The following is a 13153-nucleotide window of genomic DNA, read 5'->3' on the forward strand; positions in this document are numbered from 1 at the left end:
AGCCAATTTCGAACATCAGCGTGGACTATTTTGATTTCATTCAAGTTCAAATACGTTTCCCGTATTTACGGCATGAACTTACTTTGAAAAATCAGCCTCGCGCCGGATTTCATGAGTAAGGGACATGAGTCTTTATCCCTCGGTAAAATGGAAAAATAATTTTGCCGTTAAGGTCTTGGTTTAACTTGATTTAATTAAGAATAATTAATTTTTATCAAGTTTTGATTAAGAGAGTGGGGATGTTTCGGTCTTTTCCTGCGTATACATTTGTAAGAATGCCCATGGAGGCAATCAGCCTGTTATGATGAAGGGAAAACATTAAGAAGCATTAAACAAAGACATCGGGTGATTGTTTTGAGCTTAGAACAAAAGGCAATAGTGAATATTATCAGAAAGTGTACTGAAGGTGATAGCTCTTCTTGGAATACTTTTGTGGAAAAATATTCTGGGATAATCTATTTTACCATCAATAATACATTAAAGAGTAAGCTTAAGTTCTACTCTCCGCATCACGTTGATGATATTTGTCAGAACGTTTTCCTACGTCTTGTACAGAATGATAGAAGTCTGTTAAAGAGATATGATCCGCAAAAAGCCAAGATTACTACTTGGTTGATGGTCATTTCCAGAAGTGTGACCATGGATTTTTTGCGTAAGGGGGTGTATTGTTTAGCTCCCTTGGATGATTTCATTAATGAACTTGAAGCTCCTGCAGATCCGGTCCAGGAAGGACTAGATATTCCGGAGCAGCTGCTTTCGCCTCGACAGAAGCTTATTGTGAAGCTTTTTTTTGAGGACGGGCTGGATATTTCTGAAATTTCCGAATTCATCGGAATCAAGGAACAGTCAGTGAGGAGTGCCAAACATAAGGCATTGATTAAACTGCGTTCCTACCACGGTGTCAGTGGAGAATCTTATGCCCTGACCCGTTAGTGTCGGAACTTAAGTCCATTTTATGGATTTAATGGACACAGCAACCCTGCCGGTGCACGGACGGACCGGCAGACAAAACAACCACGAGGTGTTCCATGGACGGAACCGGACGTAAAAGTTGCAGCCGCACGGAGAAGGACCTTCCTTTCGGCCCTACTCCTGCCTGCCCGGAAATCGATGAGATATGCATGTATCTCGAAGGTACCGCTACTGATGAACAGATCAGCAGCCTTGAGGCCCATCTTGCCGAGTGCCAGTCTTGCAGAAAGGCAGTCATTGAGATGAAGCGTAACCTCAAAGGAGCAGTTGTCGCCCCTTTCGGCGGACACTGCATTGAAAAAGCCAAGGAGCTTGTTCAAGAAAAAGATTCTGATAACGATAATGACCGGGAGTTCAAGGTCATGGCGTGATAGAAAGACCTCCCCGACCCACTTCCTCTCACGTCTGCACAGCTGGAAACAGTTACCCCTTCATCAACTGTTTCCTTCCTGCCTTGATCATGCCGAATCCCGGTTCATAGGCTGATTGCCTCCTTGAGGCGCATCAACTTGTCCCGCGTATTTCACGCCGGACCAAAGCTGTTGTGCAGAACAGGAGGAAATCATGATCGACGCCACTACGTATTTAAATAATGTAAATAAGAACGCCCAGCCTAAGACTCCGAGCAAGGATCTTAATAAAGACGCTTTCCTGAAGCTGTTTGTTACCCAGCTCAAGAATCAGGACCCCGTCAATCCCATGGATAATAAGGAACAGCTGGCCCAGCTTGCCCAGTTCTCCACCGTTGAAAGACTCACCAATATCTCCAAGGCAATGGAAGGCCTGACTAAAACCGTCAATGCCATGATGGGGCTTAATGCTACCGGCTACATCGGTAAAAAAGTCATGGCCAGAGGGTTCGGTGTGTCCAAAAAAGGTTCAGAAATATCTTCCACCAACATCTCCCTCCCCGTAGCCTGCAAGACCGTTTATGTGGACATTTATGACAAAGACGGTGGACTGATCCGCTCTGTTGAAATGGGCAGTAAGGATGCCGGAAAGTTTGATTTCAAATGGGACGGCAAAGATAAGGACGGTAAAGCCGCAGAAGACGGCCAGTACAGGATCGCAATCCGTGCAGAAACTGCCAAAGGTAAAAAAGTTCTCGCGACAACTGAAGTCTCCGGAAAGATCAAGGCCGTGAATATGGCCGGAGGTCAAAATGTTCTGGAGCTTGAAGACGGCCGCAAGGTGCTTTTGTCCAACGTGACAAGAGTTGTTGTTTAACTTTTTACCGTAAGGAGATTCTCATGGGTTTAAAAGGATCAATGTACAATGGCATCAGCGGCATCCGTGCTCACAGTCAGGCTATGAGTATCATCGGCAACAACCTTGCTAACGGCAATACCATCGGTTTTAAGGGCGCGCGCACCTCTTTTGAAGATGCTTTTTACAGCGCGGTCAATACCGGTGGAGGAATCGGACAGGTCGGCCATGGTGTCGGCATCGCCTCCATTTACGGTGACTTCAAGCAGGGCCCCTTCGAACCTTCATCCGAAGCCACCAACGTAGCCATCGGCGGTAAGGGATTTTTCACCGTCCGTCACCCGGATACAGATGCAACATACTACACCCGGGCCGGAAATTTCATCTTCAATAAGCAGGGCGTACTTACCGACCCCCACGGCTATGTTGTGCAGGGCTGGAAAGTTAATCCCAATTCCGAAAGTGGTAAGCCGGACACCATCGGCACGCCCACAGACATCAAACTGGACCGTTTTCAGTCCCCCCCGGTGCGAACTTCTGAAATCGCTATGAATGTCAACCTCAGCTCCAAGGCCGAGGACAAGTGCGATGTTACCGGGCAGCCTTTCTTTTCACTTCACCAGACTTGGGACGGTACCAAGAAACCACCCATCCCGGCTGACCGTTACGCCTTTCAGAATACCATAAAGACCTTTGATGAAAGCGGTACTTCCCACGACCTGACCATCTATTTTGATCCGGTGAAAAATGGTCAGGTCACCACTGACGCCGCAGGTAATCGGGTATACGAATTCATCGTTACCGTTCCTCCGGGTGAGGACGGCCGGACCCTCGGTGGTACTGCCGTGAAGACCACTTCGGCTGCGGGATTGCTCATGACCGGAACCATGACCTTCAACCCGCGCGGGGAAATGATCGGTATGAGTTCCTTTTCTCTCAAGGGCGCTCCCACAGGCAGCCTCAAGAATCTCAACAACTGGGTGCCGTCACCCATGTCTGATGACGGCAAGCCTATTTTTACTGCCAACTTCCTTGGCAAGGCCAACGCAAACCTTGCCACTGATCCAAAAGCCAATCCCATTACCCTTGATTTCGGATTGAGCAACGGCAGCAATCCGCCCACCTGGTCTACACCGGGGACAACTGATGCTTCGGTTGTAGGGGCCAATCTGTCACGGATTCCCAATTTTACCACTCCTAAACGTAGCGCCTCCTACTCTACTTCCTACGATACCGGTAATGCCCGTAATTCCCAGTCCCAGAACGGTTACGGAGCAGGGTTTCTGCAGGCTGTGGAAGTTGATCGCGACGGTGTTGTTACCGGCCGTTACTCCAACGGTCAGGTGCTCGATCTCTACGTGCTTACTCTCGCCAACTTCAACAATCAGTACGGTCTGCGCCGGGAAGGAGGAAATCTTTTCTCCAAGACCCGCGATTCCGGACCAGCCCTGACCGGACGGGCCGGGACAGGACCGCTTGGTTCCATCGCATCCAATAAGCTGGAGCAATCCAACGTGGATGTGGGGGATGAAATGGTCAAACTGATCACCACCCAGCGAGGTTTTCAGGCCAACAGCAAAGCCATTACCACAGCTGACCAGCTTCTAGGCGAACTTATCCAGTTGAAGAGATAATTTGATGATGCCTCCGGCGGCTGGGGAATGGAAACTTTTCAGTAGGGCTTCGCCGCTTCGTGCGGGATATTGTGCGTAATCAAGGACGCGAAGCATATTAAAAGTTTTTGAAGAGTCCAGAGAAACTTTTTCCAAAAAGTTTCTTTGGTCCCCGAAGGGCCGCCGGAGGCGAACATGGGAGTACAACCATGCTTGGCAATATTTTTTCCATCGGCCGCGGGGCCATGCAGAACGCCCAGATAGGCTTGTCTGTTCACGGTAACAACGTAGCCAACTTAAAGACCCCCGGATACCGGCGCAGGACGGTTGTTCAGGACGAGAACATGTCGATCAGGGAAGGTCGCTGGTCCTACGGTACCGGGGCGTCCATTGATAGCATCAGGCGTAATCTGTCCCAGTTTCTTGAGCGCGGCGTGCTGGCTAAAAGTCCGGAATTTTCGCGTTGGAATGCCGAGGCCGGAAACCTTTCTATGGTCGAGAAGTTCTTTGTGGAAAGCAAAGACGCCGGGGTCAGCAAATCCATGGGCGATATGTGGGCAGCATGGCAGAATCTGGCTAATGACCCGAAATTGGGTGCGAACAGGGTTGCTCTTGTTGGTGCGGCCCAGAAGTTTTCCGCCCAGCTTAATTCAATTGTGGGTGACCTGCGCCGCCAGCAAGATCTGATTACTACTCACCTGAAGCAGGAAGTAGGCAAGGCCAATGATGCGATCAAGGAATTGGCTGAACTGAATAAACGGATCATTGCCAATCCCAATGACAATACTTTGCTGGATCGCAGGGATGTTGTGCTGCGTGGACTGTCTTCACTGGTGGATATCAGTGTGCAGGAAGAACCCTCCGGGCAGGTCATTGTTTCACTGGGCGAAGGACAGAAGCTGGTTGAAGGTGATAAGGCTTTTGAACTGAAATTTGAACAGGGCGGAGTGCGTAACTCGCTGGTTCCCGGCTCCCCGTTCAAAGATGAAGTACATTTCAGCGGACAGTCCGGTGAAGAACTGACCATTCAGGTGGTCAACAACGGTAATGCTTCCGGTGCGGCTCCGGCTGCGCAGTTCAAGGTTTCCCGTGACGGCGGCAAGACTTGGATCAGTAACCCGGACGGTAGTGAAAAATTGTTTACTGCCGGAGGACAGGATGATGCTGTAAGCGTGGGCGGGGTCAAATTCTGGTTTGGCAAAGCGGGCAGCAGTGCCGGCGCAGCGACTACCCAACTCAAGGATGGCGACCGCTTCATCCTGACCCCGAAGACTGAAGTCCGCTGGTATAGAAATAGTTCCACCTCGGAATCCATCAGCCCGCTTGCGGGGAATGACGGTGAGCGCCGTTTAAAGGGCGGCTCCATTGCCGGATTGCTCCGGGCAAGGGATGAAAAGATCGGTTCCTATATTGAGAAGCTGAATGCCTTTGCCAAGTCCATCGCCTGGGAAGTCAACCGTGCCCACTCGCAAGGGGCCGGGCTGGTCAACCATGCCAATACAATCGGAACTTACGGGGTTCGTGATAGCTCTGTCCCACTGGCCAAGAGTAATCTGCCTTATGCGGATAAGCTTACTTCGGGCAGCTTCAGTATGGCCTTTTACAATGCCAATACCGGAAAGAAAGTTTCGGTTTCAGCAGTTGATTTTTCCTCCATTCCTCCGGGTAGTAAGAATTTTGACCCCGCTGTTCACTCTCTTGAAAACGTGCGTGACGCCATAAATGCCAGCTTTCCCGGAAAGGCTCAGGCCGTGATTACCAACGGCAAGCTTTCCATCAAGGGACTGGGCGATAACCGTTTCCAGTTTTCCAATGATACCAGCGGGGTGCTGGCAGGATTGGGCATCAATACTTTCTTTGAAGGGCATGATGCCGCTTCCATCAAAGTTCATTCTGCTATTGAGGCTGACCCCTCAAAGATCGGAGCTGCCCATGTGAACGGAGCCGGGGAAGTGAATAAGGGTGATAACTCCACCGCCCGGGCGGTGGCTGCCCTTGCCGGAAAGAAGAACGTTAATTTCAAGTCCGGGGGAACTTCCACCGAGTCCAGCTTCAATGATTTCTATTCCTCACTTGTGGCCACTGTCGGTTCACATGCGGCTGATGCCAAGGCCAATCTTTCCATATCGCAGACAGTCCTTAAGGGGCTGGTGGATAAGCAGGAATCTGTGGGCGGAGTGAGCATTGATGAAGAGATGGATATTATCGCCAGTTATCAGCGTTCTTACCGTACCGCTGCCCAGTTGATCAAAACAGCGAACGAAATGTTCGATACGTTGCTTTCACTCAAGTAGGGGGCTGAGATGAGAATTTCCACAAATCAGATTTTCAACATGTCGCTTTATAACTTGAATTCGTCCATGAGCCGCATGGCCGAGGCCCAGATGCGTAACTCCGCCCAGAAGAGGGTTCTGGTGCCGTCCGATGATCCGGCAGCCATGGGCGGGATTATCAATTGCCGTTCTTTCGGGCTTGAGACCAAGCAGTACATTAAGAATATCAAGACTGCCTCCAGTTGGCTTAGTCTGGCAGACGGTGTGCTGCAGCAGACCAGTACCGATATCGGACGCATCAAGGCTTTGGCCGAACAGGCCGCCACCGGAACCTTGACCGCTGAACAGCGCCGTTCCATCGGCCAGAATCTGCGCGGTATTCTGGGTAACCTGCTCAACAAGTCCAATACTGAGTTCGGGGGCAAATCAATTTTTGCCGGGCATAAGCTGGAGACCAATGCTTATGAGCAGACCCTGCACGCCACCACAACCGATCCGAATCTGCCTGCGGGATCTGTTGTTGCAGTGAAAGGGGCCTCGGAGAGTTCGGTGGATGTCCGCTTCACTTCCGCTGGAACTGTGGGCACTGACACCATCAACTACAAATACAGTTCTGACGGTGGCAAGACCTGGAAGACCGGAACTTTGAATCCCGGAGATACTGAGCTTGATTTAGGTCCGGCTACAGTGGAGATGAAAAACGGGACCGCTGTAACAGAGCATACGGAGAAGGGCGGGACGAGGCTTATTGTCCGTCCGGCTCTTGAATATAAGGGAGATGACAACGATGATCTCAATGTTGCCAAGTACGGTGACACGCAGGTCAATACCGAGGCTGACGGCAAGTTTCATTCAGATGTGCTGGTTAAAATTGATAAGAACGGGGATGTTAATACTCCGCCTATCACCTATTCCTACAGCCTTGATAACGGGGCCACTTGGGTCCACTCCAACGTATCCGCCGATACCCGTCTTGAGGTTCCCGGCGGAAGCCTGACCCTTTCTCCCGGTGCAGGTACGACCTTCAGCAAGGGTGACCAGTTTGTCATTCGCCCCAATACAGCAGACTTGCGTCTTGATATCTCCCAGAGCCGTTCTATCCGGGTCAACAATGTGGGCAAGGAAATCTTCGGCGGGATTTATACCAAGCCCGGAGCGTCCAATCCTACTCCCTCTCCTGACGATAATAACAGCAACCTTTTTGAAACATTGGGTAAGCTGATCGGCTACGTTGAAACCAACGACAAGAAAGGCATCGGCGAATGCGTGGCTGAATTGAAGAAAGTCCATGAGCATGTGGAAATGAAAGCCGCTGAAATCGGGGCGCGCATGAACCGGGCAGCCAGTGCCGAAAAACTTGCTGATATTCGTAAGGATAACAATACCGCTTTGATTAGCAGGCTGGAAGATGCCGACCTTGGGGAACTGCTCAGTGAGTTGAAGCAGAGCAAGCTTATTTATGAGGCCGTGGCCCGCAGTTCGCGGATGATCAATCAAATGTCCATCCTTAATTTTATGTAAGGGAGAAGAGCCATGGCAGATGTCGCAAAAGTAGGAGCACAGGTCTCCACCGCCGGGACGACCTCCAGTTACTGGTCCGGGAAAACCAAGTTTGAAAAGCTGGGTAATGGTACTGATTTCGGTAAGATTGTTGAAAATACCGTCAAGCAGCAGGGCTTCCATAAGCGCAGGCTGGAGAATTGGAAAGCCCAGTGGGTCAAGAAGCAGGAAAGTCTCAAGGATCTCAATACGAAGATGGGTGAGTTGAGTACCGCGCTTAAGAAGATGGATTCCATCGGTAAATTTATGGGTCGGGTCACTTCTTCTTCGGATTCCTCCTGTGTGACCGCTACTGCAGACAGCACTGCGCCTACGTCGCCCTATAAGGTTGAGATCAAGCAGTTAGCCCGCAATGACATCTGGACTTCCAGCTCCGGGTTTGCCTCGGAAAAAGATATTATTTCTCCCACGGCCAGTAAAATCAGCGTCACTTGTGGTGGTAAGACTGCAAATATCGATGTCCCCGGCGGAACCACAGTTGAGGGGCTGGTCAAAATGCTTAATGCCACTACGGAGTTGAAAGGTTTGGTGCAGGTGGAAGCTATTAAAACCGGCAGCGAATTCCGCCTTAAGTTCAGCAGCTTGAAGATGGGGGAGGCCAACCGGATAACCTTCAATAGTTCTACCACTCTTTCCGCGCTTGCTCCTGCTTCCATGACCAATTTGCAACAGGGTCAGAATTCTAAGGTCAAGATTGATGGATTTCCGGAAGGGGCCGATAATTGGATTGAGCGTGATACTAATACTATTACCGATGGCTCCAAGGGGCTGACCCTGAATCTGAAGAAGGCCACTTCACCGGGATCGGTCATAATCAACGTAAACACCGATACTGAGAAGATCATTGAAAATGTGCGCGAGTTCGTTAAGCAGGTAAATGTGGTGCGTCAGGCCCTGCGCGACATTTCCAAGGTTGATACAACAAAGGATAAGGGCAAAGGTTCGATTCTCACCGGGAACTATGGGGTTCAACTGGCTTCTCATCGTTTCAAGGATATCACCGCCACTAAGGGACAGGGCTTTAATAATTTCGACAGCGCAAGCGGAGCCGGGGACAGGTATAACACCTTGCGTACCCTTGGCATTGAAACAGAGACTGACCAGAGTTCGCCCAATTTTGGACTGTTGAAGATCGATGAGGAGAAATTCGAAAAGGCCATGAAGGACAATCCGGACGGGGTGGCCAAATTGTTTTCCGCTGACTATGAGGCCAGCACCAGTTCTCCGAACTTTACGATCAAGTCTTTGATCAAGGGAGTTACTAAACCCGGAACCCATGAAGTTTCATATACCGTCAGTGGCGGAAAAATCACTTCTGCCACTATCAACGGTAAGGCTGCGCGGGTTAACGGCTGGGAGATTACCGCCGATGATATGTCCGGTATGGGTATGGCCATCCGGGTTGATAACCAGAATGATGGTACATATTCAGGTACAGCCGGAATCAAGACCGGGAAAACAATTGAAATGATTGAGACCCTGAAGGATATGACCAATTCCAAGACCGGTATCCTGAACATTATCAGCGAGAACTACAGCGGTATCATTAAGAATATTGATAAGAAACTTGATTACGAGAAAACCCGTCTGGAAAATTTGGAGAAAACCCTAAAGGCTAAATATGCCCGCCTTGATGCCGTATTGTCTAATTACGGTGGCAAGATGAAAATGCTTCAAGGGCAGATTGCCAAGCTGGGCAGTGGGGCTAAAAAGTAACCTTATGTAACCTTGCAAGGCTGTCATACCCGGAAGAAAGGTGTTAAAATCAAAGTGAAGTGATCATTTTGATCTATTTAAACGCCGGAGGGGTTATGCAGCTGGCCCGTATGATTGATCTAGCCCGTGGTTCGGGAACTGTTGATCTGGTTATCCGTAACTGCCGGGTGGTTAATGTGCTAAGTGGGGAAATCCATCAGGCGGATGTCGGTATTGCTGATGGCATCTTCTTGGGCTTCGGTGTTTATGAGGGGAAACGCGAGTATGATGCCGGGGGACGTTTCCTGCTTCCGGGGCTGGTGGAAGGGCATATTCATATTGAATCCACCTTGCTGACTCCGCCCGGTTTCGCTCAGGCTGTGGCTGAGCACGGTACGGCTGCTGTGGTTTGCGATCCTCATGAAATAGCTAATGTCTTAGGCCGGGTGGGAGTGGAGTATATGCTCAGGAGTTCCCACAATTTGCCTGTTTCTATTTTTTTCATGTTTCCCTCCTGTGTTCCGGCTACTGCACTGGAAGATTCCGGGGCAAGGCTCAGTTCTGTTGACGTAGAGCACTTCCTGCGCCTTTATCCTGACCGGATTCTTGGGTTGGCCGAGATGATGAATTTTCCCGGAGTCCTTGCCGGGGATGAGGGAGTTCTCTCCAAGTTGAAAGCCGCCACAGATAAGGTGATTGACGGTCACGCACCGCTTCTTTCGGGCATGGATTTGAACGGCTATGTGCTTGCCGGACCGCGCAGCGACCACGAATGTTCCAATCTTTCCGAAGCAATGGAGAAGTTGCGAGCAGGTATGCACCTGATGATGCGTGAAGGTTCCCTTGAGCGGAACATGGAAGACCTGCTCGGCGTGGTCAACGATTTCAACTCTCAGAACATTTCCATAGTTACCGATGACCGCAATGTGTTGGACCTGCGTGAAAATGGACACCTTGATTACGGCTTGCGTCGGGCTGTGGCTTTGGGCATGGACCCGCTCAGGGCGGTGCAGATGGTTTCCATCAATCCAGCCCGTTACTTCGGCTTGAACGGCTACGGAGCCATCGGTCCGGGCTTTCGGGCCAATTGTTTTCTGGTAGATGATCTTAAGGATTTTAACATCCATGAAGTATTTTTGAATGGTCTGCTTTTGGAAGAGCATGTTTTTGAATCCGGTAATGGATTGCCTGTGCGCAACTCCATGCATGTGGGGACTGAGATTGATGAATCTATGTTTGCACCGGAAAAGGGCAGTGGAAAAATCCGGGTTATCGGCACTTCCCATGGTCAATTGCTGACTGAAAATCTGGTCATGGAACCGTTGCTGGAAAATGGCGTGCCTGTTGCCGATCCCGCGCGTGATGTCTGCAAGCTTACGGTCATTGAACGGCACCGGGCCACAGGTAGTCACGCAACAGGGTTTGTGCGTGGGCTGTGGCTTAGCCAAGGGGCCATTGCCGGAACAGTGGCCCATGATTCCCATAACCTGATTGTTGCCGGGATGAATGATGCGGACATGGTGTTGGCTGCGCGGGAAGTTGTGCGTATGGGCGGTGGATTTGCAGTTGTGCGTGATGGCTGTGTTTTGGCGACTTTGCCTTTGCCTGTGGCAGGACTGATGAGCGATAAAGGGCTTGCTGAAGTGTCTGACGGGGTGCGTGAACTGGACCGGGCCACCGGAGAGCTCGGCTGTTCCTACAATCCCTTTATGCTCATATCATTTCTGGCCCTCCCGGTAATCCCCAGCCTGAAACTTACAGACCGGGGATTAGTGGATGTTGATACATTTGGTTTCACTGGTTTGTGGACCGATTAACAACGCTTTCCGCCTTGGGGATAATTTCCCAGTTTCCACATGGGCGGGCCGTCCCATTCTGTGCGGGCCGGATTTTTTGTCAGGCTTTGGGTTACAAATTCCAGATCCAGCTCTTGAAGTCGTTTCGGGGTGGGGTGTCCCTGTTGGTCGTAGCCACGCAGCTCGTAGTAACGGTCCAAATGCTTCTCATGTGTGCACAGGTCAGCCCTGCCTTCTTCCGTATCACGGATTTCCGGCTTCTGGGGCATGCGGTCATCCTTGCGGGAGGTTCCCTGACGGATGTTGAAAGCATGTTCCAGTGCATAAACACGGTCAGCCGCCTGTTCCAGTTTTTCCGCTGTGTATTCGACTCCGGTAGCGGCGCTGAGTAATTCTGCCAATCCTTCAAATATAGGCTTTTTCCAGACCAGCGGCATGGCACTGATCCAATTGTTGACTGCGCCCTTACAGCGTCCGATGCAGTCGGTCAGGGTGGTCATGCGTTCGCCGATAATGACAGCCGGGGCCGGATCGTCATCTGCATTTTCAATCAGCAAGCCCTGTTTTTTTAAGATGGGAAACATATCCGGGTCCGGCTGGCTGAAGGCCCATGAGCGTCCGCGCAGGTGGTCGGCCCCACGGGTGGAGGTGGCGTGGGCCAGTGAAAAAACTCCGCTGGGGTAGGGCCCACGGGATAAACCCTTAACATGGTAGCAATAATCCATAGCCTGACCGCCCAGCCGTTTGGCAAGGGTGTACATGCCTTCGGCAACAAGATTACCCAGCCCTTGGCGCATGGCTGTGCGGTGCAATAATTCTATCTGGTCGGCGTGGTTTTCCCAGCTGAGGTCCAGCCCGTCGCTTAATTTTTCGTCAATCATGCCCCGGCTATATAAATCTTTCAGCATAGCCACGGTATTGCCGAGGGCCAGCACATCCATGCCGTAGGCATCGCAGATATTTTCCATTTCCATGATTGCCACCGGATCGGTGATCCCGCAATTGGTGCCGAGGCAGAAGATGCATTCATATTCCATAGCCTTACCTGTTTCACCGGATCGCGAACCGGAAGGGATGCGGTAGTAATCCTTGCAGCGTACATGACAGCCGTGACAACCATGTCTGCCGAGGGCGAATTCTTTCCATGCTTCTGGGCGCAAGTTGTCCGGTACATCGTCGCCCTGCCAGTATTTTTCGTAATTGCGGAAGCCCGGTTCCCACATCATCATTCCGATATGTGTTCCGTATTGTCCCACAACTTCGCGCTGGAAATCGGATTCCTTGAAGAATTTCCTGTCTTCGGCTGCAAGCGTTTTAAATCTGCCAGCATCAGCCAGTGATACTCGTCCGCTGCCTTTGACCACAACTGCTTTGAGTCTTTTGGAACCGAGTACTGCCCCTGAACCTCGGGCGGCAGAAGCGTATTTATCCACCATGGTGGTCGCCACCCGGACTAGATTTTCTCCGGCTTGGCCGATGCAGGCCACGCTGGCTGATCTGCCGTGCTTTTCCTGCAGTTTATCAGTGGTTTCCCAGACTGAGAGTCCCCAGAGTTCCTTTGCATCAAGCAGTTCTGCCTTTTCGTCTTCCACCAGCAGGTAGCAGGGTGTGTCGGCCTGTCCGTTGATGATGATCTGGTCCAGTCCGGCCCGTTTCATCATAAAGGCCAATGCTCCCCCGGCATTACCGTCGCCAAGAATGCCGGAATATGGGGAAAGGGTGCTTACTTCCACTCTGCTGGTCAGTCCCAGCGGAGTGCCGGAAAGTGGCCCTGCGCCGAAACAATAGACATTTTCAGGTGAAAGGGGGTCGATATGGGGGGCGACTTCATTGAACAAGGTCAGTGAATTCAAGCCCCTTCCGCCGATGAATTTCCGAGCAATATGGGGATCGAGAGGTGTTCTGTTGATTTTTTTATTTCCCAGATCAACCCGTAAAATCCATCCTGCCCAACCGTGCATAAGCCCTCCTCTTTTACAGGAACTGGTTTCCACTATTGAATATATATCATGGCTGAAGAATGGGTGGCAACTTTTCC

Annotated in this window: 9 protein-coding genes; 8 read left to right on the plus strand and 1 reads right to left on the minus strand. The window is 50.9% G+C overall.

The genetic code is table 11. The annotated features are described in order from the left end of the window. Positions 1-432 precede the first annotated feature (432 nt). The 8 genes from ACO05Z_RS01785 to ade all read left to right on the plus strand — a co-directional run bounded on the left by ACO05Z_RS01785 (position 433) and on the right by ade (position 11136). Entirely contained in the window at positions 433-933 is a 501-nt protein-coding gene (locus ACO05Z_RS01785; protein ID WP_421899895.1) for an RNA polymerase sigma factor, read from the plus strand. 95 nt (positions 934-1028) lie between these two features. Continuing rightward, positions 1029-1343, plus strand: a complete 315-nt coding sequence (locus ACO05Z_RS01790; protein WP_421899897.1) for an anti-sigma factor family protein — start codon at positions 1029-1031, stop codon at positions 1341-1343. Between the two features lie 193 nt (positions 1344-1536). Next, a complete protein-coding gene (locus tag ACO05Z_RS01795; RefSeq protein WP_421899900.1) occupies positions 1537-2199 on the plus strand; it encodes a flagellar hook assembly protein FlgD in 663 nt (220 codons plus the stop codon). Positions 2200-2222: 23 nt separating this feature from the next. Then, positions 2223-3812: a flagellar hook protein FlgE gene (locus ACO05Z_RS01800; RefSeq protein ID WP_421899902.1), complete on the plus strand. Its 1590-nt coding sequence runs from the start codon at positions 2223-2225 to the stop codon at positions 3810-3812. 188 nt (positions 3813-4000) lie between these two features. After that, the gene (gene flgK, locus ACO05Z_RS01805; protein WP_421899904.1) at positions 4001-6085 is read left to right on the plus strand and encodes a flagellar hook-associated protein FlgK; all 2085 of its coding nucleotides are present in this window, start codon (positions 4001-4003) and stop codon (positions 6083-6085) included. A gap of 9 nt (positions 6086-6094) precedes the next feature. Then, positions 6095-7585, plus strand: a complete 1491-nt coding sequence (flgL, locus tag ACO05Z_RS01810; protein ID WP_421899906.1) for a flagellar hook-associated protein FlgL — start codon at positions 6095-6097, stop codon at positions 7583-7585. A 12-nt stretch (positions 7586-7597) separates the two neighbouring features. Then, positions 7598-9340: a flagellar filament capping protein FliD gene (gene fliD / locus ACO05Z_RS01815; RefSeq protein WP_421899909.1), complete on the plus strand. Its 1743-nt coding sequence runs from the start codon at positions 7598-7600 to the stop codon at positions 9338-9340. A 95-nt stretch (positions 9341-9435) separates the two neighbouring features. Further along, positions 9436-11136, plus strand: coding sequence for an adenine deaminase (ade, locus tag ACO05Z_RS01820; protein WP_421899912.1), 1701 nt, complete (start codon positions 9436-9438; stop codon positions 11134-11136). On the opposite strand, the gene ACO05Z_RS01825 is transcribed toward ade, so the two are convergent. Beyond that, the gene (locus tag ACO05Z_RS01825) at positions 11133-13076 is read right to left on the minus strand and encodes an aldehyde ferredoxin oxidoreductase family protein (protein ID WP_421899916.1); all 1944 of its coding nucleotides are present in this window, start codon (positions 13074-13076) and stop codon (positions 11133-11135) included. The genes ade and ACO05Z_RS01825 overlap by 4 nt on opposite strands. Positions 13077-13153 lie beyond the last annotated feature (77 nt).

Source organism: Maridesulfovibrio sp. (assembly GCF_965230075.1).
Taxonomy (GTDB): Bacteria; Desulfobacterota; Desulfovibrionia; order Desulfovibrionales; family Desulfovibrionaceae; genus Maridesulfovibrio.